Source organism: Bacillus sp. FJAT-29814 (assembly GCF_001510715.1).
Classification (GTDB): domain Bacteria; phylum Bacillota; class Bacilli; order Bacillales; family Cytobacillaceae; genus Neobacillus.
Map to the genome: position 1 here is coordinate 290,867 of NZ_LMTJ01000001.1, position 26,230 is coordinate 317,096.

Below are 26,230 nucleotides of genomic sequence, written 5' to 3' on the forward strand. Positions count from 1 at the left end.
ATATTAGAACTTAGTTGATAGAGGAAAGGAGGGGGATTTATGATCCGCCTCTTTTTGCTTTGTTACTGTCATTAGGAAATTTTTTTCAACCGATAATATATAAAAATATTTACTAAATAAAAATTGACATATATAAATTTTTCTATATAATAAAAAATAAATATTCTAAAAATTCAGCTAAAAGAAGGTTTTTCACGAGGTTTTTAATCTTAACACAAAAAAGGAGATGTTTAGTTTGGAAAAATTAATCGTTACAGTTGCGCCTACAGGAACAATTACGACAAGAGCCCAAACACCTTATGTACCCATTACTCCAAAAGAAATTGCCCAAGAAGTATATCTTTCTTGGAAAAAAGGGGCATCCATCGCTCACATTCATGTTAGAGAGGAAGATGGAACGCCTTCAATGGATGCAAAACTTTATCAGGAAACGATGGAAAGAATAAAAGATAAATGTGACATTTTGATTAGTTTAACAACGGCAGGCAAACTCTATATGGAACTTGAGGAACGGTTAGCGGTATGTGACCTGGCGCCGGATTTTGCTTCGTTAAATGCAGGTCCGTTAAATTTCGGAGAGGTTCCGTTTCAAAACAGTCAGGATACCATGCGGAAAATTGCCAGCAGAATGAATGAGTTTAAAGTAAAACCCGAGATTGAAATCTTTGAATTGGGAATGCTGGGGAATGCTCAGAAAATTATTAACGAAGGATTGATTCCTGCCCCCTTCCATTATCAATTTGTCCTAGGAGCTCCTGGAGGAACGCCTGCTACACCTAAGAACCTTCTACACATGCTAGATCATCTGCCGGAAAACTCAACGTGGGGAGTCGTAGCGTTCAGCAACCAAATACCATTGCAGGCAATAGCTATTAGCCAAGGAGGCCATGTGCGCGTTGGAATGGAGGACCATATATATTATCGACCAGGGGAACTGGCCAAGTCCAATGCTGACTTTGTTGAGAGAATCGTAAATCTTTCTAATGAATTGGGACGTGAAGTCGCATCACCGGAAGAAGCACGAAAAATCCTGACACTGCCGGTCCGGGATGGACAGTTAGCAGATCACATGTAATTCATATATAAATCCACCTATATTGGTATTTCTTTAAACATACTAATATATTTATTTTTGGTCGATTGCAACTATAGTCATAGTGAAAATAGTAAAAATCCAGAATTCTTTTATATTCATTTGGGAGGAATCTAAATGTTATCTTTTAAAAACAAGGTCGTATGGGTTACTGGCAGTACTACAGGCATTGGGAAAGCAACAATACAAGCTTTTGCAAAACTTGGTGCTAATGTTGTTATCCATGGTTTTAATGATAGGAAAAATGGCGAGGATATTGCAGTGCAGCTGGAAGATGCTGGTACAAGAGTATTGCTGGTAGATGGTGACGTAACTGTTAAACGAGATGTTGAAGAAATAGTTGGAATGATCAAGGATAAATTTGGAAGAATTGATATTTTAGTTAATAATGTAGGCGCTTTTATAAAAAAAGCAAATATTGAAGAGTTAGAGGAAGAAGACTGGGATCGCATTATGGATGTTAATTTAAAGTCTGTCTTTCTTGTCACGAAAGCTGCCCTTCCATTACTGAAAACGGGAGAAAATTCACGGATTATTAATATTACATCTGGTGTAGTGCGAACAGGGGGAACCAAGCTTGATCTTGCCTATACTGCTGCTAAAGGCGGAGTGGATGCCATGACTCGTGCTCTTGCCAAAAAATTGATAGACTACAATATTCAAGTAAATGGGGTAGCTCCCGGACTTATCGATACACCTTTTCATAATAGTGAGGTTCCATTAAGCACCCACGAAGGAATCCTAAAAAATATTCCAATGCAACGGGCTGGCCTGCCAGAAGATATAGCGGGTGCAGTTTTGTTTTTGGCCTCAGAGCATGCAAACTATATAACAGGCGAGATTATAGAAGTTAGTGGTGGACGAAGAATATCCTAAACATGTTTATTAATTGGTAAAACAATTAAATTTTTCAGAAGTGAAAAGTACAAATTAATATAATTTCATGCGGAGGAGCAAAATGTAATGAACATAAGAGACGGAAAAATATGGATTCCTTTTATTATGATTTGCAGCTTATTGCTTTCGGCTTGTACAGCTGGTACTGCAAATGTGGGGAAGAAAGAAACGGATAGCGAATCAAGTGGAAAAACAGACACTTCAAGTATCGTAATTGGTTTAGCCACAGAGCCAACCACTTTAATGGGTAGTACGGATCCAGTTGCCTCCACTTCTGGAATCATTCAAAACATCTATAGCCAGCTGCTAGATTATGACGGAAAAGGGGATTTCATTCCTAAACTAGCTACGGAATGGAAAAATATTGATGAATTTACATGGGAGTTTAAGCTGCGTGAAGGAGTCAAATTCCATAATGGAGCACCTTTCAATGCCGAATCTGTCAAATATACTGTAGACTATATGATTAACCCTGAAAACAAATCCGTGTATGGTAGTCGTTGGATGAAGGTACTGAAAGAAGTGAAAATTATCGATGAACATACCATCCAATTTATTACGAATAGGCCCATGGCCAATTTCTTGACTGTAGCCTTTACAGACTTCCATCCATTGGAGCCGGGATATGTTGAACAAGTTGGAAAAGAAGAAGCTTCGAAAAAACCTATTGGAACAGGTCCATACAAGGTGAAAGAATGGAAACGTGGAGAATATGTGACCTTTGAAGCTTTTGATGATTTTTGGGGAGGCAAACCCGAAATAAAAAATGTAACCATTAAAGTTATTCCGGAATTCAGTTCACGACTTTCTGCACTATTAAGTGGTGATGTCGATTTGATTAAAAGTGTTCCTGTAGATTCGGTGGAAAGAGTAAAAGCAGATAGCAATTCAAAAATTATTTCTGCACTCACCGGGAAAAACGCCTTTATTGCATTAAATACGTTTCATGAGGGGCCGATTCAGGATGTAAGAGTAAGAAAAGCATTAAATCATGCCATTGATGTTGATTCGTTGCTTAAAAATGTAATGAATGGAAAGGGAGAGAAGCTAACAAGTACGCTAACCCCTTTTAATATTAGCTACACCGAAGTGGATGGATATGACTATAACCCTGAAAAAGCTAAGAAATTGATTCAGGAGGCAGGATTTAAACCTGAGGATATTCAATTGACATTAGAAACGACTAACGGATATTTCCCTATGGACAGTCAAATTGCTCAGGCTATTGCTGGAGAACTTGGAAAGATTGGAATAAAAGTAACAGTTGAACAGGTTGAAACAGGTGTTTATATTCAGCGGGCAACTAGCCAAAAAATGAAAGATATGTATTTCTTTAATTCTGCAGCATCAGTGGAAGGGGAAAATTTTTACTCGTTCTATTTCTCCCCTGCAGGTGTATATCGTTTTCATAACAATCCTGAATTGTTAGAAGGAATCCAAAAATCCTTTAGCATTTTTAATCAGGAAGAACGGCAAAAGGAAATGGCTACTATTCAGAATCGGTTAAGAGATGAAGCAGTAACAATACCTTTATGGATGACGGAAGACATTTGGGGTGCACGGAAAGATATAGAATTCAAACCAAGGTTTAATGAGACTTTGGAATTCTTTGAAATAAAAAGAGGGCAATAAGAACATGGTGCTCTCGCAATTTCAATCTAAAAACTTTTATTAGTTTAATAATCTATAAAAAATGTCCGAGTTCTAATTCCCTCGCTCGGTAGTGGGGGAATTAGAACTAATCCTGGTAAGGAGGATACAAATGCTAGATTTTTTTATTAAAAGATTGATACAAATGTTAATTGTGGTTTTCTTGGCACTTACTGTCGTTTTCTTTCTGATTCGCCTTTCTGGTGATCCAACGGTGCTCATGCTGCCCGCAGATGCTCCGAAAGAACAGTACGATGAGTTTCGTAAACTGCACGGGTTTGATAAACCATTAATCATACAATATGTCGACTTTGTAGGTAAAGCTATACAGGGTGATTTCGGTGAATCACTTCGTTTAAAAGATAGTGCTCTTATACTAGTGATTGAACGTCTTCCAGCAACGTTTCAACTTGCATTTTCGGCTTTGTTTCTTTCTATTATAATAGCTATACCTATCGGTGTGATTAGTGCATATAAAAGAAACTCAATTATTGACCGATTTGGGGTTGGATTTACTATTTTAGGGCAGGCTGTTCCGAGCTTTTGGCTAGGACTCATATTTATTTATATTTTTAGTGTAAGCTTCAATATTTTTCCTTCCGGCGGAGGGGGATCGATGATTCACATGATCCTTCCTATGGTTACTTTAGCCATGCATAGTATTGCGAAATTTGCGCGTTTTACAAGATCAGCAATGTTGGATATTTTACGAAAAGACTACATCAGAACGGCTAAAGCGTCTGGTACTCCTACAGCTAAGATTTTGATGAAATATGCTCTAAGAAATGCCTTGATACCAATCCTGACGCTAATCGCTCTTGAACTAGGAACGTTACTTGGCGGTGCGGTTATTGTTGAAGTGGTGTTCTCTTGGCCTGGTTTAGGCAGGATGCTGATGGATTCATTATTAAACAGAGATTTCCCGGTAGTGTTAGCAGGGGTGTTCTTTATCTCGATCACATATTCTGTAATTAACTTTCTTACCGATATGCTCTATGCTGTTGTCAACCCCCAAATACGTTTAAAGTAAGGTGGGATTACACGTGTCTCAAATATCACTTGAAAATACAATGGTTTCAAAAAAAGTGGCTGCAAAGAGGGAACGTAAGATAGTTACGTTCTTTAAAAGACTAATTAAAAGTCCATTTGGTCTACTGGGGTTTCTTGTGATCGTGGCTGTTTGTTTCATTGGCGTGGCAGCTCCGATTATAGCACCCCATGATCCAGTGGCTACCGATTTGTCTAAAAAGTTACTTCCTCCTTTAACAACGGATTATCTGCTTGGTACTGATCAACTTGGCAGAGACATCTTATCGCGCATTATTTATGGAACGAGAATTTCATTAATTATTGGCTTTACAACAGTATTCTTTGCAGGAATAATCGGCACGGTAGTGGGTATTATTGCCGGATATTTTCGCGGATGGATTGATGCCCTGCTCATGCGAATTGTCGATGTACAGCTGAGCTTTCCATTTATCTTGTTAGTACTTATAATTAATGCTGTTCTTGGAACAGGACTTAAAAATATTATTCTCTCACTTATCATTGTCGGTTGGATTACTTATGCACGTGTTGTTCGCAGTGAGGTGCTAGCTATTAGAGAAAAAGAATTTATCCTTTCATGCTATGCAACCGGAGTGCCTCGTTGGGAAATAATCGTAAAACACATTGTCCCAAATTTGCTCACCCCAATGATTGTCCTAGCTTCACTGCAGGTCTCAACATTTATTATCGCAGAAGCCTCCGTGAGCTTCCTTGGTTTTGGAGTGCAGCCACCAACTCCAGCATGGGGCAATATGCTTAATGAAGGGAAAAATTTCATTTTAAGTTCTTGGTGGCTAATAACTTTTCCAGGCATAGCAATCGTTATAACCACACTAGGGATTAATTTATTTGGTGATTGGTTAAGGGACGAACTGGATCCTGAAATCAATAATAATGGTTAAATTACCGACGATTTATCCAAATATTTAAGATCAGAGAAAAGAGAGGGATGGATTTGAACAAACAGCACCCCTTACTAGAGATTCGGGATTTAGAAGTGTCCTTTCGAACTGAGAATGGGTCATTACGTATTGTGCATGGGATTAATCTCTCAGTGGAACAAGGCGAAACGGTTGGAATTGTGGGAGAATCGGGCAGCGGAAAAAGTTTAACCTCCCTTGCGATCATGGGATTGTTGCCATATCCCAATGGCTATATTAGCGGTGGTGAAATTAATCTGGAAGGTCGCAAGATATCTAACCTGAAAGAAAAAGAGATGAGAAAATTAAGATGTAATGATATCTCAATGATATTTCAGGAACCAATGACATCTCTTAACCCTGTATATACAATTGGAGAGCAGTTGAGTGAACCTCTTAAACAGCATACGAAACTTACATCTCGTCAAAGGAAAGAAAAAATAATAGATATGCTTCACATGGTAGGTATCCCCCGAGCTGAACAAATTGTAAACGAATATCCGCACCAATTATCTGGCGGTATGCGGCAACGGGTAATGATATCCATGGCTATGCTGGGTGAACCGAAACTGCTCATCGCTGATGAACCAACAACAGCACTAGATGTCACCATTCAGGCGCAAATTCTTGATTTAATGCGAAGAATTATAAAAGAAAAAAATATGTCAATGATTTTAATTACCCATGATCTTGGTGTGGTTGCGGAAATATGTGATAAAGTTGCGGTCATGTATGCAGGAGAAATCGTTGAGTATACAGATGTTCGAACTTTATTTAACGAGCCGCTTCATCCATATACTCAGGGTCTTATTGCCTCAATGCCGAATATGAATGAACGAAAAAATGATTTGTACTCTATTTCAGGAAATGTTCCGAGGCCATCTGAATTACCGCAAGGATGCCATTTTTCAACCCGATGTAAGTTTGTAACGGATCGCTGTAAAGTGGAAGCGCCGCCTATAACAACTGTAAAACACCCAGTGCGATGTTGGTTATATGAGGAACAATCAAAAATGGAGGAAAATAATGATGTCCGACACATTGTTACAGGTTAAACAATTAAAGAAACATTATCCAATAAAAAAAGGGTTGTTTAAGCCAAAAGCTAGTGTAAAAGCTGTTGATGATGTCTCATTTTCTATCACGCGAGGCGAAACATTTGGAATAGTTGGAGAAAGTGGGTGCGGAAAATCGACAACAGGTCGGACGATTCTGCGTCTCCATGAACCTACATCCGGACAGATTTTGTTTGACGGAATTGATATTAGCGAACTCCCTTATAAAGAAATGAGAAAGATTCGTCGCAGGTTGCAAATGGTATTTCAGGATCCATATGCATCGTTAAATCCAAAGAAGACAATCAAGCAAATTTTAATGGAGCCACTTCGAGTACATGGTTTGTATACGCAGGAAGAGCGGTATCAAAAGGTGGTTGAAATCATTGAAACAGTAGGTTTGCATGAATCCCATTTGGATTGTTATCCACATGAGTTTTCAGGTGGCCAGCGTCAACGGATCGGAATAGCCAAGGCAGTTATCTTGCAACCGGATTTAATCATCGCGGACGAGCCCGTATCTGCCTTAGACGTATCAATACAATCTCAAGTAATAAATTTATTGCTTAAATTACAAAAGGAATTCAAGCTAACTTATATTTTTATTTCTCATGATTTAAGTGTGGTTAAACATATTAGCGACAGGGTAGCTGTCATGTATTTGGGGAAAATTGTTGAGTTAGGAAAAACGGAAGATCTGTATGAAAATCCACTTCATCCCTACACAAAGGCCCTTTTATCAGCAGAGCCGATTAGACATCCGGATGAAAAAAGGGAGCGTATTATATTGCAAGGGGACCTCCCAAGCCCTGTAAATCCGCCGAATGGATGTACGTTTCACCCTCGTTGCAATAGTTGCATGGAAATTTGCAGAACCGTATCCCCATCACTTATAACCTTAGAAAATGGGCAGTCAGTAGCTTGTCATTTATATAAGTAAAAGTAAAAGAATAGAAGTTTTTAAATGTGGTAGAAAATGCCAGGACCCATCTGAAATAATGGAACCTGGCATTATTAACATAAATAAAAATTGACATATGTAAACTTCTTTATATAAATGGGTTAAAAATATTCTGAAAATTAAACTTGGTAAAATAATAACTTATTCATGTGAGTTCCCAATTTAATTTAGGAGAGTTGCTCATCATGGAGCGTAGGAGAATGAATGTATGGTGACAAAGTATATTTCTGATTTGGTTTTAATCCCTGGATTAAATAATACCGGCGAGGTTTGGGATGGAGTGGTAAACTGTTTGCCTCCAACCATTACTTGTCATACCCCCAATTGTCCTGCCTTACCAAATGTGGAGGACATTGCCGAAGCATTACTAAAGCAATTACCAGATCGGTTTCATTTATGTGGTTTCTCCTTTGGGGGGTATGTGGCACTTTCCATGCTAGAGAAAGCGCCTGAAAGAATCAGCGGCTTCAGTCTGCTTTGCAGTCTGCCATATGAAGATAGTCAGATTCAGAAGGACAAACGAAAAGCTGCCATCGACCTTGCACAATCCGGAAAACATCTTGAAATGGTGTTATCACAGGGACATCTAGTTTTTCATGCCGATAATCAAAATAATCCTGATTTGGATGCACTGCGCAAAAAGATTGTAACCGATTATGGGTCAGACCGGTTTATCGCCCACCAGCAGGCATGTATCAATCGGCCGGATCGGACCAATCTTTTAGAATCACTTCACATCCCTCTGTTAATCTTAGGCGGTGATCAGGACATTGTCGTTCCTACTGAGGAACTAAGGAAACTAAGTAATAGGATCAAGCGGGCAGAATTTGGTCTGATTAACAAGGCAGGTCATATGGCCCCACTGGAAAACCCAAAAGAAATTGCCAATAAAATGCTTTCGTGGCTTCAAGAGTTTAGTTAAATAGAGATGAAACATCGTTAAAAACAAAAATATAAATTTTTATCTTACCTCTTTTCACTATTTAAGTAGTGTAATAGGTAAAAAGAAGGGTGGATAATTGTGAAAAAAGATAGTGTTTTAGTGCATGAAACAAGAAATCCCAGAACAGGGGAATACGATTACAAACTTCCAATTCTAAATGAAGACGAATTGATAGAAGAATGTACTAGACTAAGAAAAGGTCAAACCAAATGGCAAAGTCTTGGAGTTGAAGGCCGAATTGAAGTGTTAAGAAAGTGGAAAACGGCTTTAGAAAATAGACGTGAAGAAATTATGGAGGCCATAATTACGGATACGGGCCGTTTAAACGAGTCTGTTCGTGAATATGAGAACATCCTAAAGTGGATAGAACGCTGGTCGGAAGTCGCCAAAGAAGTATTTGAGCTTGATAAACCAAAGAATTCAAAGTATGTTCCCATTTTGGAAATCAGTCAAGATTATTCAGCCTATCCTCTTGTGGGAGTCATCAGTCCTTGGAACTTTCCGTTATCTCTTTCGGTAATGGATATGATTCCTGCTCTCTTAGCAGGCAGTTCAGTCATTGTAAAACCTAGTGAAGTAACGCCTCGTTTTATTGAACCATTGAAAAAATCAATCAATGATGTCCCAGAACTGGCTTACGTATTATCTTATGTAGCAGGTGCAGGCGATGTGGGTTCCGCAATGATTGATCATGTTGATTTAATAGTCTTTACAGGAAGTGTATCTACAGGCAGGAAAGTAGCTGCGAAAGCAGGCGGGAATTTAATTCCTGCATTTCTGGAGCTTGGCGGTAAAGACCCGGCTGTTGTATTAAAATCAGCTGATATTGAAAAAGCTGTGAAGGGAATTTTATTTGGCTCGATTTGCGGGATGGGTCATCAATGTTTTTCGATTGAAAGAATTTATGTGGATGAAACGATTCATGACCAATTCTTAGAACAGCTTATTAATGAGGCACAAAAGGTTTCACTTGCTTATCCTAACGTGGAAGAAGGCCAACTTGGCCCAGTTATTTTTGACAAACAAGCTGCCATTATCGATGAACACTTACATGATGCGGTGAAAAAAGGAGCTGAGATTCACTGCGGCGGCGAAATAGAAAAAAAGGACGGCGGGTTGTGGATTAAACCAACCGTATTGTCTAATGTAAATCATGGAATGAAAATTATGAATGAGGAAACATTTGGCCCGCTTATGCCAGTTATGTCTTTCTCAAGCATCGACGAGGCCATTTCCTTAGCGAATGATACCACTTTTGGTTTATCAGCTTCAGTATTTTCCCAAGATGAGGATGAAGCATATTATGTTGCAAGAAAAATAAATGCTGGTGGCGTTAGCATTAATGATTCTGGCGTGCTTCCATTCGTCATTACGGAGGCTCCTGATTATACGGCATTTAAGACTTCCGGGGTCGGAGCGTCACGGTTTGGAAAATCGGGTATTGAAAGATTCTTGCGAAAGAAATTGATTGTCAAAAAGGATAGGAATGTAACCAGTCCTTGGTGGTACGAAGTGTGAGAGTGTCGTAAGCAATGGTTAAGATTTTATGAAAAATAACGATTATATCCAACATAAATGAATGAAGGCAAGTGGAATAATAAAAGAATAATAGGATGGAGAAAAAGGGGAATAATCTCCTTTTTTTTCTAAATTCAAACATTGTTTAACGGCGTCGGTCTATATGCATTACCGTAAATCTTTAGTATCATTAGGCAAGAGGAAAATTATATCTACATAATGTTCATTTAACTGGAATTTCTTGCTTTTGGTAAAGAGTTAATTGTTATTACCAATCTTTTCATTGTAAAAAATTGTTAGTTTATTTTAAAATAATAATAGGCTTCGTTATAGTTGAAGCAATAATGATTTGGGGGAACTATCATTGAATTCTCTTTCATATGCCATTCTTGGCATTCTTTCAAGAAAACAACAATCCGGATATGAATTAGGCAAGCACCTTGAATATATATGGGCTGCTAAACTTAGCCAAATATATCCGTTACTTGCTAAACTGGAGGAAAAAGAGTATGTTACTTCGTTCAGGGTAGAGCAAACAGGAAAGCCGGATAAAATTAATTATCAAATCACTGACCTTGGAATTGAAACCCTTAAAAGCTGGCTGAGAAAAAAGCCAAATAAGCCTGTTACACGCGATGAATTCCTGACAAAGGTATTTTCTCTTTGGCTTACAGATCTTGATAATGCCATTATGCTGCTCACGGAAAGGGAAAATGATTTTTCAGTAAAGCTGGAAAAAATAAAGAATGATTTAGTGACTTTGGAACATGAAAATGGAGCAGATATGTACAACCCTTCGTCTATTTTTTTTAGCAGGCTTATCCTGCTAAAGAGAAGAATGAGACTCTGTCAGGATGAAGTTGAATGGTGTCAATGGGTATTACAATTGCTTAGTAAAGTTCAAAAACCGGTATAATCAAAAAGACAAACTGCACCCAATGTAGTTTGTCTTTTTTTATGTCCTAGTTTTCCAATATTTTCAACATAAAAATATAGATAAATATTGACATATACAAATATTTATATATAATTAGAGTAAATATTCAATAAATTCATTAAATTTTTACTATTTCTAAAGGAGGAAAATGGATGCTTGAGGTTTATAACAAAGTGGAAGCTACGGCAAGGGATACGGACAATCCATATTTAAATGGGTACTTTGCACCGATGGATACGGAATATATAGCGACAACTGATACCCTTCAGGTCATTGGGGAAATTCCAAAGGATTTGCATGGTATTTATGTGAGAAATTCGCATAATCAGGTGAAAGCTCCATTAGGACATTACCATCCATTTGATGGGGATGGGATGGTTCATGCCATTCACTTTAAGGACGGGAAAGCTGAATATCGTAATCGTTTTGTACGGACAGTAGGCTTTCTTGCCGAACAAGCAGCTGGCAAATCGCTATGGCCGGGTATATTGGAACCACATTTAGCAACCTATCGAGGCTGGGGTGCAATCGGCGCGATGAAGGATAATGCAGGGGTTGATGCGGTGGCCCATAATGGAAAGTTAATTGTCAGTATGTCAAACTGCGGAGAACCATATGTGATGGATCCCATTACATTAGAAACAGAGGGCGTGCATTCTTGGGGACAAAAACTTAATCCATTCGGAATTAGCTCCCATTATAAAGTGGATTTAAAAACTGGGGATATGATGTTTTTTAACTTTGGTGAACAGTATCCCTATATGAACTATGGTGTAGTTGACCGAAATAATAACCTAGTCCATTATGTTCCTGTTGAACTGCCTGGTGCGCGTTGGCCGCATGATATGGGGATTACCCAGAATTATACGATCCTTCATGATTTGTCGATGTTTTTTGATCCGATTTTGCTAAGTAAAGGTATTAGAAAGTTGAGCTTTTTCCCTAACGTGCCAAGTCGATTTGGAATAATTCCAAGGTTCGGAGATAACTCACAGATTCGCTGGTTTGAAGCAACACCATGCTATATTTTGCATATCTCTAATTCCTACGAGGTGGGGGATGAAGTCATTATGGACGGGTGCATATCAACCCAGCCGCATGGCCCGGATGTTGGTCAACAAGGCGGGGATGTTTATGAAAAAATTGCTCGCCACCTTGATAAGCATACCACTCAAACACATATGTACAGATGGCGGTTTAATCTTAGAACGGGTAAGACAATTGAAGAGTGTATTGATGATGAAGTGACAGAGTTCCCAGTCGTAAGCAATGATTATGTTGGTTATCAGTATCGGTATAGCTACAACACATTGTTTAAAAAGGGAGATTGGCTATTTGCCGGGTTGAAAAAATATGATCTATTCACTGGGAATTCAACCCGATATGAATATGGTGACAATCGATATGGCAGTGAACCGCAAATTGCCCGGCGCCCTGGTGCTACCGAGGAAGACGATGGGTATTTAATTAATATCATAACGGATTTAAATGAGAATCGTTCAGAATGTGTCATTTTTGATGCACAAGATATTGCAGCTGGTCCGATTGCGACAATCATCCTGCCTGAACGAGTAAATAATGGAACCCACGGTTGTTGGGTCGAAGGCGACAGGATTGGTGGCGAAAGATAGGGTATAAACTTTTTATTTATGAATAGTAGAGTCCTCATACAGGTAGCCATTTTTACCGGTACTGAGGACTTTTTTTATCAGTTAACAATTATCTATAGATGAAAAGAGGGAATTAAATATGACAGCGATTATTAACAAAGAAGAAGTGCTTTGGCAGCCATCGGCTGAAAGACAAGCAAAGTCAAATAGCTCGAATTTTTTAAAATGGCTTTCAGAGAATAAAGGTTTGGTTATGAAAGACTATCAAGCCATGTGGGAATGGTCAACAAACGATATTGATGGGTTTTGGTCATCGATTTGGGAATATTTCTCGATTCATTATTCAGGAGAGTATTCAAAGGTTCTGGATCCTCATTCCATACCAGGAGCAAAATGGTTTTCAGGTACAAATGTAAATTACGCAGAACATATTTTTCGGACCTTCAATCCGGAAAAAGAGGCCATTTTATTTGAGTCAGAATCCCATGTTCAAAGGTCTATCACCTGGCAGGAATTATATGAAAGTGTAGCAGCTGCTGCGAACGGTCTCAAATCACTTGGTATTGAATCGGGCGATCGGGTTGCAGCCTATGCTCCAAATATTCCTGAAACGGTAATTTCCTTTTTAGCCTGTGCGAGTATTGGAGCCATCTGGTCGAGCTGCTCTCCCGATTTTGGAAGTAAAAGTGCAATTGATCGATTTGCACAAATTACGCCTAAAGTTCTTCTTACTGTCGATGGTTATCGGTATAATGGGAAAGATTTTGATAGGAGTGAATCCATTCAGCAATTGCTTGCAGGTTTGCCATCTGTTGAAAAAACGATTATTATTCCTTATTTGCGAAGTTATGAACTCCGAGAAGACCAATGTAGTGTATTGCTTTGGAATCAGTTCTTACAGGATTACGCAACAGGGGAATTACAATTTAACCGCGTCCCATTTGACCATCCTCTATGGATTTTGTATTCATCTGGAACAACAGGCATCCCAAAAGGAATTGTACATAGTCAAGGTGGTATTCTGCTTGAACATTTAAAAAATGGAGCGTTTCATTTGGAATTAAAGCCAGAAGATCGCTTTTTTTGGTACACAACGACCGGCTGGATGATGTGGAATGTCGTGGTTAGCGGTCTATTGTCTGGGGCAACAATCCTTCTTTATGACGGAAATCCCGCTTATCCAAGCGCCTCCCGACTGTGGGAATTTGCTGAAAGGACGAAAATGACCTTTTTTGGTACAAGTCCGACATTTTTATCTTCCTGTATAAAAAATGGGATTGAACCAGGAAAAACCTTTAATTTAACACATTTAGAAAGTATCGGGTCAACTGGTTCGCCGTTAACGCCAGAAATTTACCAATGGGTATATAAAAAAGTCAAACAGGATGTCTGGCTCTCTTCCTCAAGTGGCGGAACGGATATTTGTTCCGGGTTTGTGGGAGGCACACTGTTACAGCCAGTATATGCTGGACAGATTCAATGTCGGACATTAGGGGCAGCTGTCCAAGCATTTGATGAAAATGGGGCAGAAGTAGTGGAAGAAATCGGCGAATTAGTGATTAGTAAACCAATGCCCTCGATGCCGATTTATTTTTGGAATGATCCGGAACATAAAAGATACAAACAAAGCTACTTCGATTACTTTCCAAATGTATGGAGACACGGGGATTTTATTAAGATTACGTCTTTAGGAAGCTGCATTATTTACGGACGATCAGATGCCACCATAAACCGTGGAGGAGTCCGTATGGGCACTAGTGAATTCTATTCTGCAGTCGAGAGTCATCCCAGCGTATTTGATAGTCTTGTAGTGGATGTGCCGAATGATACAGGAACGTCGGCAATATTGCTCTTCGTTGTTTTAAGAGGCGGTAATGAATTAGATCAAGTGCTAAAGGACGCATTAAACCGTCAAATCAAGGAAAGCTGTTCACCAAGGCATATCCCTGACCATATTTATTCCGTTACAGAAATACCACGTACACTAAATGGCAAAAAAATGGAGGTGCCGATCAAGAAAATCTTAATGGGAACCCCTATAGAAAAAGCCTTAAATATCGACTCATTAGCCAATCCTCAGTCAATACATCAATTTATGAGATTGTAAGAATGGAGGAGTCAGAAGGAAGCTCAAGCGGCTTTTTGGGAAACAAAAATTATATAAAGATGGTCAGACACCGTATGAAGTCACTATTATAAGTAATGGAAATAAAAAAGGGTCTCATTCTAGATTAACCGATTTTTTAATGTTGCCTGTTAATAGGACTTTTTGATTAAAAATAGTGAATGATGTAGATTGTTGAAGGAAGAAGCAGGATTTTTGGTTTTTTTAAGGGAATATATTATATAAACAAGTCATCTACTCCAGGAGTTTAATCAAGGTTCGAAAGAAGGTATACGACTGATGGATAATTTCTTTGCTGACTATAAAAAGTTTATCGTTGAACCAGAAGATGAAAAGACCGTTGTGAATGAAGCATATGATCCTAACAAGTATGCGGCCTATTATATTCTAACACTGTCTTTATTTGACTCTCGTTTGACGACCTGGAAAGATGCAAGTAAATTTGAAGTAGATGTTGAAAAAAGTATCGGAACAGTCATAATGGATTTCAATCAAAAACAGGTCGGGAAATATCATCTGCAATTATTGGAATTGGATCAGTCTAAAAACTATTTTATCTTGGCTCTTTCTTCTAAAACCAAATTTGATCAGGCTGAAGAAAAAGACAGTATATCTTTCATCGTTGATTACATCCTAACCAATCCATTTTATATCGGGCAAAACTGGTTCAACCTCATTGGTCATAAAGGGAAAGTGGCTCGTAAACTCTTTAATTGCTCCTATAAGGAATATGTCGTAGAGGAGAAAATTGAATTAAAATGGGATGAAAAAACTGAAAACATCAGTGAATTAATCCCGAAAAGTGGAGAGTTAAAGCTAATCAGCACCTCTCCTAAAAAAGAAATTCTTTAGAAGATCATGCGTTCATAGGAACGGTCAATTAGTATTGTCTTAGAAGCTGCTCCGGCAGCTTTTTTCTTTACAAAAAGAATACCTCTAACATGTATTTGCAATCATATAGTCATATTTTTTAAGATTATTTATGGGTTATCGAAAGGTTGAAACATTTTTATCTAGCGTGAAAGAATCTTAACGGAATCAGCATAAATGTTACCTTTTCTTATCATGAAATAATAAGCCTCCAATGTTATGATAATCCAAAGCCACATTTTCAGAAGTTGTTTTTTTAAAAAGCACTTATGAAAAAGAGGCATCCACTTCCCAGCGAAACACGATCCATTTAAATGGGATGGTTACACGTAAAGAAGGAGGTCTATTTATGAAACTAAAATTTCAGGCAATGCTGCTTGCTATAGCGATGCTTTTTTCTATTCCTTCGATTTGCTTTGCAGACGCATCTGAAGGAGATGTCATTGTGACTTTAGGAGAAAACCTAACATCACAGCAAAAAAATGATATGTTGAGTGAATTAGGGGTACCGGAAAACGTACAAAGTATTTCCGTATCCAATCAAGAAGAGCATGAATATTTAGGAGAGTATATTCCGAAGGCTCAAATAGGGAACAAAGCGATTTCGTCAGCTAGCATCACTATCGATGCTAAGGATTCCGGGTTAAAGGTTCAAAGTAACAATATCACATGGGTGACGGATGAAATGTACATTAATGCCTTGATGACAGCAGGAGTAAAGGATGCCACCATCAAAATTACCGCGCCTTATTCTGTTTCAGGTACTGCGGCTTTGACAGGAATCATGAAAGCCTATGAAACATCTACAAACAAACAAATTCCTGAAGAAGTGAAACAAGCAGCCAATGAAGAAATGGTGAAAACCGCACAGCTTGGTGATTCCATTGGAGGTGACAAAGCTGCTGCTCTAATGGGGAAAGTCAAAGAGGAAATCGCCCAGAACGATCCAAAAACAGAAGCTGACATTCGTGAAATCATTCAACAAGCTGCCACCGAGCTTGGGATTACTTTAACAAATGAAGAGTTAGATACCTTAGTAGATTTCTTCAACAAACTGAAGGGCATGGACATTGACTGGAACCAAGTTAAGAACCAGGTAAGTGATACAGCAGAAAAGGTGAACAATTTTTTAAAATCAGATGAGGGACAGTCATTTTTACAAAAACTGCAGGATTTCTTCAATCGTGCAATTGATGAAATTCGTGCCCTTACTGCTAAATAGACAGGGTGATCTTTTTGAATACCTTTGGGAAATGATGGGCGGGCAGCCCATCATTTTTTACTTGGAATAGATAAAAAGGGAATCATCTAGCAGGAGGAAGCAGGTATTAAAAATGAATTGGCCGGGATGAAGAAGGTTCGTTTTAACTTGCCTAGGTATAAAGGAGGATTTACATTACTCTTGCTTTTCTTAAAAATAATGAGAAGAAGGCAGAAAAATGAAAAGTCTTTGGAAGGGAAGTGAATGATAAGTTGCTTTATATTTGGGATATTGAAGAGATTATAAAAAATACTTTAGAAGAGCATAAATTGGATATGAATTATGAGATAAACAATCAATTACCTGCACCGATGAGTTATAACGTATCGACCAATACTATTAAGTTTAACTACTTGCAAATAAATGGATACATAGCAAATATAAATTTTAAAATTAAACAGACAGATGAAGACTGTGTTAAGCTTATACTTTATCATCAGCTCGGCTATTATTTGGATTTTAAGAAAAACAAACATGATTTAAGGACATTACTGTATGGTGGAGATGAAGAAAAAGCACAGCTTCTATCTCAAATAGAAGAGAATGCCTGGGAATATGGCAGAACCTTGGTACCGGAGAAACTATTAAATTCATATGATAAAGTTCGTGGAATAGATAAAATGCTGATCAAAAACTATTAGAACCAGAGGGCCGATTCTGGCAGCATCATTTTCTCCATTAATTTTCACAGATGCATTGCAGTGAACCAACACAAATTATGCCCGCTAAGAGCCATGTCTTGGCGGGCATTTTTCCGGGATCGAAGGAATTATTCTTCCGTTTGTGCAGTGCCTTGTCCTTCTAAAAAAGTAGAAAGTGCTTCTTTATTTTGATCGAAGTCCACTTCTAAGACTTCACCAAGCCCTTTATAACGTTTACTTTCAAAACTGCCATCCTCAGGGATGCGTAATGTTTCTACATTGCCACTATGATTAGTGAGAAGATCTTTTCCAACCGCCATAAGCGTGGAACTATCCATATTAGTATCAATGTGTTTATTTAAAATTCCTACTAGCTCGGGAAGTTTGATAATGCTTTGCGTATCTAGTGCTTCTTCTTTTAATTTGGAAAGGACTTCTTGCTGTCTTTGAATTCGTCCGAAATCACTTAAACGATCGTGACGGAACCGGACATAGCCTAACAACTCTTTACCATGAAGTCGTTGTTTACCCTCGTCTATTGTGATTCCAATGCCATAGGACATTTCATAGGGTACGTCTACTTCAATTCCGTTTGGTACTAGGAGATCGACCGCTTTTTCGAATCCTTGAAAATCAACAATGGCATAGTAATGAATATCCAGATTGAAATTCTCTTTTATGGTTTGCCTTAGTAATTCAGGACCACCAAAAGAAAAAGCGGCATTTAGTTTTTGCTGGCCATGTTCAGGGACATTGACACGCATATCACGCATTAACGAAATCAGTTTAAATGCATTATTTTGCGGATCATAATGGGCAATCATAATCGTGTCCGTTCGGGCCTGTTTTTCTCCCCGCGAGTCACTTCCTAATAAAAGAACATTTATGGCATCTAGCTTATTTTCCGTTTGTGCTCCTTTAAAAGTATGTTTTCCCTCTGCTTTTTTAAGCGGTTCGTTAAGGACTTTAATTTTTCCTTCTATGTACTGATAGATTGAATAAAGACCAACTATAAAGATACTTGATAGAATAAGAGCCCCAAACACTCTACCCCATCTAATTCTTTTCTTTTTCTTCCGTGACAAATTTAGCACCACCTAGGATGTAAAACTTCGTAAACTATTACCTTGTTAATATCGGGTCAATAATAGCGGATTTAATCTCTTTTTACAATCCCCGAATAGTAATTATTGCATAATTAGTTTTCATGTTCTTAACTATCAGGTTACATTTAGTTGATTTTTGATTGGAAACTTGGGTACACGAAACGAACGAACGCCGAGCACCATACCCATTTCGGCTATTTTAAGGACTATAATAGCCGCGAGAATGTCTGCAGAAAAATGTCGACGGAATTATCTGTCGGCTGGATCCGCATATGGGGGTGCAGTTCAATAATCCGGAGCGGACACTTAAAACAGGAAAAAGAAAAAGACGTGTGCCGAAACACACGCCCTTACCCTTTATTTTTATTGCAATGCGTTATACACATTGACCAACCCGTGACCAAAATATTGATCATGGCCTGGTTTTCCTAAATCTTCTGCAGTCTGCTGAAGACGGGTGGCAATCTGTTGTGCTTTTAATTGAGGGAATTGCGCCTTCACTAGAGCGACAGCTGCTGCGACCTTAGGCGCTGCCATACTTGTTCCGATTTTCCAGCCGTAAGAGCCTTGTGCAACCGGGATTGTGGAAAGTGTCCTTGCTTCCAGGTCACGCTTGGATGTATCACTCTCCGGGTTTGGCCAGTAAGGGCCGTAGTCTCCGCCTGGAGACGCAAGATGAACATTGGATGACCCATAATTTGAGTAGTATGCCAAAGTGTCACGGTTCGTGGTTGACGAAACACTGACTACGCCTGGAATACTCGTGAAAGTGTCGAATAGCGGGCCATCGTATACCTTTCCCGTTCCTTTTTCTGTTTTCATCCGCTTACCAAGGTCCATTCCGTCGTTGCCATTGGCGCCGACAATCAGCATTCCTTTTTGAAGTGCATACTGGACGGCCCTTTGAGAGGATAAGTGGAGTGCACGATCCTGTTTATCATTCATAATGCTGTACGTACCAAGGCTTAAGTTCGCGGATACTGAACCATCGTCAGCAGCTGTGGTGATGGCTGATAATATGCCGGTCCAGTTCATCCTGCCCCGGTTGTCTGCTACACGGTAGGAAGCAATGGCGAGCTCCGGACCTACCCCCTTTACTCTGCCATTTGCCGCAATTGTTCCTGCAACGTGGGTCCCGTGTGAGCCGGAATCCTTTAATTCATCCCCTGGTAACGCACCTGGAAAAAATGCTTTACCGAACACAAGATTATCTTTTAGATCCGGATGGCTAAAATCGACACCTGTGTCAATGACGGCCACAAGTGTGTCCTTATTTCCCGGATTGATGTTCCAGGACTCACCATTTTGAGTCACCCGTTTAATATCCCATTGATATTGTTCGTATAAATCGGCTTGAACACTTGCTGCGTTTTCAGCTTCCTGAAGGTTCAAGGCTTCGGCTTCTTCATCAGCAGTACGGATTACTACATCTTCTGCCGCAGCAAGGACTTTTGAGTTTCCTTCAAGCTTCTGCAAAATGGAAGGGTCATCCGAGCTGATATTGACAACTCCGATTTGAGGTGCCTCGAAAATGATTTCCGCGCCTAATTCCTTTAGTGTATGTATTGAAGCACTGTCAGTTTGAGCTGATTTAAGCACCACGATATAATTCTTCTTTGAAGTTTCCTGCGCTGTTGCCGGGAACTGAACGGTGCCCAAGGCAACAAGTAAAACGGTAAAAAGCAATAAGAATCTTTTCATAATATCCTCCTTTAATTTTTACTTCTGTTATAGAACAATTATAGTTTCATTTGTAAAATTATGTAATTGGACAAAAGACATATTTTATTATTTTGAAAGAAAACAAAAAAGTCTTAAGTACTAGATGTTTAGACCTTCTTTTTGTTCTTCTAATCAGAATAAGCATAGGGAACATTCCACCAAATGATGGTATTAAACATAACATTTGAGGAATGTGACCTGGCTTTTCATATGCTTTATTAATTAGTCACATCATACCTACACAAAAATAGATACAGTTCCTAGTGAACTTCAATAACATTTTCTATGCAAAAGGATAATTTATGTATATATTCATAGTATTAAGAGAATTTCGACTGCCGGAGGTTATTTGAAATGTATGTCATTAAATTCATAGGTGGGGTATCCCATGAATCATAATAGACGTCTATACTTTGGCTGGTATATTGTCATCTTTGCCGGCATCATTGTTTTACTTACAACAGGAATGCGGATGGGAATCGGACCTTTTGTCAATCCGATTATGAGTGATTTAGGGTTGTCACGGACTGAATTTTCACTTATTGTTTCGGCTGGAATGATTGCATATGGAATCGGAATGCTCATCGCGGGAATTCTATTAAAGGCCTTTAATACTCGTATTTTGCTGCTGACTGGGCTGACTATTGTCTGTATTTCGATTGTATGGACGGTATTATCAACAGGAATGATTTCCTTTCTGCTTTCTTATGGAGTGTTCCTGTCGATCGGGCTTGGCTTTTTAAGCAGTGTCAGCTTGTCGCCAATTATTAGCAAATGGTTTGTTCGCCAAAGAGGGAAGGCGCTTTTTTATTTAACGACAGGGGGTATGGCTGGGATTGCCGTGATGACACCTGTTGAAACTTGGTTGATCGGCATGATTGGCTGGCACAATACGCTTCTATTATTTGGCGGAATATTTATTTGTCTTGTCGTTCCTTCAGCCCTTTTTATCATGAAGGAGGATGTTCCGGAAGGGGCTGATAGGCCGGGGACTGCCCGAGGAAAAATTAGACAGGAAGCCCCGACGGATCTCACCTTAAAGGATGCTCTTAAGACACTAACCTATTGGAAAATTGTTTTTGCCTTATTTGCTTGCGGCTTTGGAATGAATTTATTGGGCTCCCACGGGGTCCCGATGCTGATGGACCATCATTTTTCGCCTATGACGGCTTCCTTTGGAGTGGGAATGATCGGAATTGTCGCCATCTTCGGTACCATCTTTTTAGGGCAGCTCGCAGACCGTTTTCCGCGAAAAAACATTTTGTTTCTCGTATTTTTTGTCCGCGGCCTGGGATTTTTCGGGTTGGTGTTGTCGATGGCCACATGGCAGCTCTTTCTTGTTTCCGCGGTTGGGGGATTGGTATGGGCGGGTTCTGTAGCCATGTCCACCGCCATCTTAAGTGATTTATATGGAGTTAGGCTATTAGGCATTTTAAATGGATTGGCTTATTTCGTTGGGCACCAGATTGGGGCAGCCATCGGGTCATTCCTCGGAGGCTGGGGCTATGAAATGTTTGGCACACATCTATTTTCGTTCAGTGCTGCAGGCATCCTAGCGATCCTAGCTAGTTTCGCCTCCATCACACTGCCACAAAGCCTATCATTCTCTAAGAAACTAGGAATTGGAGAAAAGCAAAATATGACAGTGGGGCATCGAGGGTGAAAGATAATGTTCACCACGTAATTCGTGATTCATAACTATAAAGCAAAATCCATCCTTGATTTGGCGGTTGATCCCGCCAAATGCCGCTCCCCTCATTGGGAACGGTCTATTTCTGGACCGCTTTTATCACACTGAATTATAATTGAAAACCACAGCCTATTGCAAAAACAAACTAGCCAAATATAAGCTGCCTGCGGAAGTAGAATTCCTTGATACATTACCACGAAATGCAAGTGGAAAGGTGTTAAAGCACAGACTCAAACCGAAGGCCACTATTCAATAGCAGATTCTATTCATAACACCCCCTGTACTTTTTCAGGGGGTGGCTGATTATTTCCTAGTTGTGTTTAAAACTATTTTACTTGAGCAGTTTAAATAGTTCATGTTTATCTTCATAAAAAACTGAAAATTCATAATTGACAAATTTATCATAAGTTAATATGATATTTGTAGCATGAAAAACAAGGACACTTCCTAAAAGTCAAAGGGAGGGATATAATCCTTAGAGTTTTTACCTTTAGTAGTTGAGTGAAAAATTTAGAGTAAAGCGTTCTATCGTAGTAGTCCAAGAGTATAGTTGTAATACCATACTATTTTAGGTAGGTGGTGCTTAACAAAAACTATTTTATATTAACTTATGAAAACGCTATCAAAAGGAATTGTTGATTAAATTGCTGTTTAAAAGTTATTCCTGGAAAAAGGGATTTCCGACAATTTTTTTTATTTTAAACTGAAAGATGATTCATGTATTAATTTGATTCATTGCGAAATATATCACGATTTAAATTGCCTTAACCTATTGGTCTAGCAAAATATAACCAGTTTTTTTAATTACTAAAACTGAAAGATGATTCATGTATTAATTTGATTCATGAGTTTATTATCAAGGATTAAATGCCTTAACCTCATTGGCCAGCAAAAATTTAACCTGTATTTTTTTTGTATTTAATCTGAAAGGTGATTCACTTATTAATAAGAAAACGAATCCTTTTTTCAATACACTGCCTAAGAGTATTAGACCAGTAAGACAAACAAGTAATCCTATCAATCATGTAAAATTTCGCCTAACTATTTATAAAAGGGGGATTTATTAATGAAAAAATTGACCGTCAGTTTTATGATCCTTTTGCTCTTTATGTTAGTTGCAGTTGGATGTTCAAACGAATCTAGTGGTAGTCAGCAATCTTCTAAAGGTGGGAATAAAGATAGCGAAAAAACGATAAAGCTTACAGTTTCCACAGCGCTTTTAGAAGGTGCTGCACAGTCAAAAGGACTCAGAGCATGGGCGGAAGAGCTGGAAAAAAGAACGAACGGAAAAGTCAAAATTGAGCAAATTTCCTATGGTGGTGTGGCCATGGATGCAGCCAGCACACTTGAAGGGTTAAAGGATGGAATTGTTGATGTTGCTTTTATTTCAAATGCTTATAATCCAACTAAAACACCGCTGACGAATGCTCTCCAACCGGTATTCCTTGAGGATTTAGCTACAAGCGCAGCAGAGATTCAAAAACAACTGTGGGAAGAAATGCCTGAATTACAAGAGGAGTGGAGAAAATATAACGTTGAACCAGTAGCATGGTTTAACGGCAGTAATAATGTATTTATGAGTAATTTTGAATTTGATAAGCTTGAAGATCTTAAAGGCAAAAGGATAAGAGGACTTGGGGAAGCAGATTCCTTAGCAGCGAAAAATCTTGGTGGGGTCCCGGTGCAAATTTCTTCTGCGGATGCTTATGGGGCACTTGAAAAGGGAACCGTTGACGTGGTTCCATTTCCACCCTATGCTCTATTATCAAATAAAATGGCTGAAGTTTCAAAGCAGGTTACTGACTTCCGTCATAATGGTGCATTTATGTGGTTTGGAATAGCATTTAATGGAGATGTCTATAGCAGCCTGCCTGATGACGTCAAAAAGGTTATTGCCGAAATTAGCTCACTCCCTTCTGAAGTGGAACATGAGGCGTACTTTAACGATGCGATCGAGGGCCTTAAGTTAGCTAGGGAAAATGATGTACGTATTGTCCAGCTTTCACCTGAAGAAGCCTCCCGCTGGCAAAAAGCGATTAACCCGCCTGCTGTATGGGAACCGGCAATAAAAGCTGCAGAAGCAGCTGGATATAAGGATGTTAGAAAAAAAGTGGAAGAAGCAAAGAAGCTGCTGGAGGAATACCACAAGAAGAACCCAAGTAAGACAATAATTGAAGAATTCTTGGAGAAGGAGAAAAAAGGGGAACTTTAACCTCAGCGTTTTTATAGACTGCTAGCTGCCAACAAGGAAGTTGTGTGGCTAGCAGATTCTATGTTTAATAACAATCGAGTTTCTTTCAGGGGGGTAAATGGATGAAAGGTCTTGGACTTGCCCAAAAAATATTTGAACGGATTTCCTATATTTGCAGTGTTCTTTCGACAGTGATTATTATTGTCATGATGTTTGCCGTTGTACTTGATGTCATTATGAGGTGGCTAAAAACACCAATTTATGGAGTATTTGAATTACAAGGGGTCCTAGTAGGAATGACTATTTTTCTTGGTCTAAGTAAGGCCCAAACAGACAAACAGCATATCAGTGTTAACATTCTTGGTCAATATTTACCGAACGTAATCGTCCATTTTATCTCTATGGTTGTTTACGCCGCATCTTTGGTGTTTTTTGGTTGGATAACCTACATCTATGGAGGAAAAGCCTATGAATCGTATGTCAATGGTGAGGTCATAGCAGGTATTACCAAGATTCCCATACTTCCATTGAAACTGGTGATGACATTGGGTTTGGGTTTACTTACCATTCAGCTATTTTTTGATTTAGTAAAGGAGATTAAAGCACTATTCTCAAAACCGGATGACGGGTCCACTGATCCTATGAAGAATGAGAAACCGGAGGTGCCAGAGGTATGATGTTCTCCATACTTGCCATAATTCTACTCCTTGTACTGATATTCCTGCAAGTGCCTATATCGTTTTCATTATTTATTGTTGGGTTTGCCGGAATCTGGTATCTTAAGGGTTTTGATGTGGCAAACTCTGTAATTCACCTTTCTCCATTAAGTGGAGTCTTATCAAATGATGTTGCAGCATTGCCATTGTTCATACTAATTGGAGCGTTTGCGTTATCCGCAGGGATTGCCAAGGATGGCTATGATGTAGCGCGCCGATGGCTAGGAAAATTACCAGGAGGGTTAGGAGTTACAACCATAGCGGCTGGATCTGTGTTTGCTGCTTGTTCCGGCTCTAGTACAGCAGGAGCTATTACAATGGGAAAACTGGCTATTCCAGAAATGAGGAAGAACGGGTATAGTGATACGTTAAGTTTTGGTGCTTGTGGAGCAGGAGGTCTGCTAGCTTCCATGATTCCTCCAAGTGGAATGATGGTGTTATATGGGCTTGCTACGGGAGAATCTATTTCAAAGCTCCTGATTGGTGGGATTGTCCCAGGTATTATTCTCGTAGTTGCATTTACGTTAGGTATTATTGTGATTGCAAAAGTTAAACCAAGTGTAGCACCGCTTGTCAATGAAACTTATACATGGAAAGAAAAATTTAGTGTATTGCCGAAGACATGGGGAGTCATCGCGATATTTGGAACCATCTTTTTCGGCATGTTTACAGGATTTTTTACCGCGACAGAAGCAGCCGCCTGGGGTGCTTTTATATCTTTGATTTTATTAGTAATTAGAACTGGAAAAGGATTCTTCAAGAAATTTGTCAGCGCTTGTGTGGAATCCGCCTCGATAACCGTTTCACTTCTCTTTCTAGTTCTTGGTGCCTATGTTTTTTCCAAGCTACTTATTTTCTCAGGCCTCCCACTACTGATTTCAAATACGGTTTCAAATTTAGATCTTCCACCTTTTCTCATTTTGTTGGGAATATTAGCAACCTATTATGTATTGGGGATGTTTTTGGATGGTGTAACGATGCTGCTCATAACCATTCCAATCTACTATCCTATCATTACCCAGTTAGGGTATGATGGGATCTGGTTTGGTGTTATCGTTGTTGGGATGATTGAGGTTGGAATGGTCAGTCCGCCATTTGGGCTTGTTGTTTACTCGTTAAAAAGTATTGCTCCAGATGTTAACCTTTTTAGAATCTTCAAGGGTTGCATGATTTTTATGGTCATACAGTTGGTAGTCATTATTTTACTATTGATATTCCCGGAAATGGTCATGTGGCTGCCAGACTTTATGTCGCATTGACAAAATTGATTACGTGAG

21 protein-coding genes and 1 pseudogene are annotated in these 26,230 nt (G+C 39.0%); 20 read left to right on the forward strand and 2 right to left on the reverse strand.

Going from position 1 to position 26,230, the window contains the following annotated elements; genetic code table 11:
• Window positions 1-235: 235 nt before the first annotated feature.
• The 15 genes from AR334_RS01400 (at window position 236) to AR334_RS01470 (ending at window position 17,528) form a co-directional block, all read left to right on the forward strand.
• A complete protein-coding gene (locus tag AR334_RS01400) occupies window positions 236-1,075 on the forward strand; it encodes a 3-keto-5-aminohexanoate cleavage protein (RefSeq protein WP_066304129.1) in 840 nt (279 codons plus the stop codon).
• 135 nt (window positions 1,076-1,210) lie between these two features.
• Window positions 1,211-1,969 carry an SDR family NAD(P)-dependent oxidoreductase gene (locus AR334_RS01405; protein WP_066304130.1) on the forward strand — a complete coding sequence of 253 codons (759 nt, stop codon included), beginning with the start codon at window positions 1,211-1,213 and terminating at the stop codon, window positions 1,967-1,969.
• A gap of 87 nt (window positions 1,970-2,056) precedes the next feature.
• The gene (locus AR334_RS01410; RefSeq protein WP_066304133.1) at window positions 2,057-3,622 is read left to right on the forward strand and encodes an ABC transporter substrate-binding protein; all 1,566 of its coding nucleotides are present in this window, start codon (window positions 2,057-2,059) and stop codon (window positions 3,620-3,622) included.
• A gap of 130 nt (window positions 3,623-3,752) precedes the next feature.
• Window positions 3,753-4,670, forward strand: coding sequence for an ABC transporter permease (locus AR334_RS01415; RefSeq protein WP_066304136.1), 918 nt, complete (start codon window positions 3,753-3,755; stop codon window positions 4,668-4,670).
• A 13-nt stretch (window positions 4,671-4,683) separates the two neighbouring features.
• Complete coding sequence (nikC, locus tag AR334_RS01420; RefSeq protein WP_253701154.1) at window positions 4,684-5,589, forward strand: nickel transporter permease; 906 nt, start codon at window positions 4,684-4,686, stop codon at window positions 5,587-5,589.
• A 53-nt stretch (window positions 5,590-5,642) separates the two neighbouring features.
• Window positions 5,643-6,662, forward strand: coding sequence for an ABC transporter ATP-binding protein (locus AR334_RS01425; protein ID WP_253701155.1), 1,020 nt, complete (start codon window positions 5,643-5,645; stop codon window positions 6,660-6,662).
• Complete coding sequence (locus tag AR334_RS01430; RefSeq protein ID WP_066304140.1) at window positions 6,637-7,602, forward strand: ABC transporter ATP-binding protein; 966 nt, start codon at window positions 6,637-6,639, stop codon at window positions 7,600-7,602. Before AR334_RS01425 ends, AR334_RS01430 begins: the two co-directional genes overlap by 26 nt.
• A gap of 229 nt (window positions 7,603-7,831) precedes the next feature.
• On the forward strand, window positions 7,832-8,545 hold the full coding sequence (locus AR334_RS01435) for an alpha/beta fold hydrolase (RefSeq protein ID WP_066304141.1): 714 nt from the start codon (window positions 7,832-7,834) through the stop codon (window positions 8,543-8,545).
• 99 nt (window positions 8,546-8,644) lie between these two features.
• The gene (locus AR334_RS01440; protein WP_216638000.1) at window positions 8,645-10,084 is read left to right on the forward strand and encodes an aldehyde dehydrogenase family protein; all 1,440 of its coding nucleotides are present in this window, start codon (window positions 8,645-8,647) and stop codon (window positions 10,082-10,084) included.
• Between the two features lie 364 nt (window positions 10,085-10,448).
• Window positions 10,449-11,000, forward strand: coding sequence for a PadR family transcriptional regulator (locus AR334_RS01445; RefSeq protein ID WP_066304143.1), 552 nt, complete (start codon window positions 10,449-10,451; stop codon window positions 10,998-11,000).
• A gap of 173 nt (window positions 11,001-11,173) precedes the next feature.
• Window positions 11,174-12,652, forward strand: coding sequence for a carotenoid oxygenase family protein (locus AR334_RS01450; RefSeq protein WP_066304145.1), 1,479 nt, complete (start codon window positions 11,174-11,176; stop codon window positions 12,650-12,652).
• Window positions 12,653-12,770: 118 nt separating this feature from the next.
• Entirely contained in the window at window positions 12,771-14,738 is a 1,968-nt protein-coding gene (locus AR334_RS01455; protein ID WP_066304147.1) for an acetoacetate--CoA ligase, read from the forward strand.
• A 297-nt stretch (window positions 14,739-15,035) separates the two neighbouring features.
• Window positions 15,036-15,608, forward strand: coding sequence for a hypothetical protein (locus AR334_RS01460; RefSeq protein WP_066304148.1), 573 nt, complete (start codon window positions 15,036-15,038; stop codon window positions 15,606-15,608).
• Window positions 15,609-15,975: 367 nt separating this feature from the next.
• Window positions 15,976-16,848 carry a DUF1002 domain-containing protein gene (locus AR334_RS01465; protein WP_066304149.1) on the forward strand — a complete coding sequence of 291 codons (873 nt, stop codon included), beginning with the start codon at window positions 15,976-15,978 and terminating at the stop codon, window positions 16,846-16,848.
• 239 nt (window positions 16,849-17,087) lie between these two features.
• On the forward strand, window positions 17,088-17,528 hold the full coding sequence (locus tag AR334_RS01470; RefSeq protein ID WP_367576346.1) for a hypothetical protein: 441 nt from the start codon (window positions 17,088-17,090) through the stop codon (window positions 17,526-17,528).
• Window positions 17,529-17,656: 128 nt separating this feature from the next.
• Here AR334_RS01470 and AR334_RS01475 read toward each other — a convergent pair whose 3' ends face one another.
• The gene (locus tag AR334_RS01475; protein ID WP_066304150.1) at window positions 17,657-18,613 is read right to left on the reverse strand and encodes an LCP family protein; all 957 of its coding nucleotides are present in this window, start codon (window positions 18,611-18,613) and stop codon (window positions 17,657-17,659) included.
• 384 nt (window positions 18,614-18,997) lie between these two features.
• A complete protein-coding gene (locus AR334_RS01480; protein ID WP_066304151.1) occupies window positions 18,998-20,335 on the reverse strand; it encodes a S8 family serine peptidase in 1,338 nt (445 codons plus the stop codon).
• A gap of 409 nt (window positions 20,336-20,744) precedes the next feature.
• Here AR334_RS01480 and AR334_RS01485 point away from each other — a divergent pair, with 409 nt between their 5' ends.
• The 5 genes and pseudogenes from AR334_RS01485 to AR334_RS01500 all read left to right on the forward strand — a co-directional run bounded on the left by AR334_RS01485 (window position 20,745) and on the right by AR334_RS01500 (window position 26,212).
• Window positions 20,745-22,019: an MFS transporter gene (locus AR334_RS01485; protein ID WP_066304153.1), complete on the forward strand. Its 1,275-nt coding sequence runs from the start codon at window positions 20,745-20,747 to the stop codon at window positions 22,017-22,019.
• Window positions 22,020-22,173: 154 nt separating this feature from the next.
• Window positions 22,174-22,302: pseudogene (locus AR334_RS30725) on the forward strand (hypothetical protein); the annotation flags it as partial.
• Window positions 22,303-23,112: 810 nt separating this feature from the next.
• Complete coding sequence (dctP, locus tag AR334_RS01490; RefSeq protein WP_066304155.1) at window positions 23,113-24,258, forward strand: TRAP transporter substrate-binding protein DctP; 1,146 nt, start codon at window positions 23,113-23,115, stop codon at window positions 24,256-24,258.
• Between the two features lie 101 nt (window positions 24,259-24,359).
• A complete protein-coding gene (locus AR334_RS01495; RefSeq protein ID WP_066304158.1) occupies window positions 24,360-24,914 on the forward strand; it encodes a TRAP transporter small permease in 555 nt (184 codons plus the stop codon).
• Entirely contained in the window at window positions 24,911-26,212 is a 1,302-nt protein-coding gene (locus tag AR334_RS01500) for a TRAP transporter large permease (RefSeq protein ID WP_066304161.1), read from the forward strand. Before AR334_RS01495 ends, AR334_RS01500 begins: the two co-directional genes overlap by 4 nt.
• Window positions 26,213-26,230: the final 18 nt, after the last annotated feature.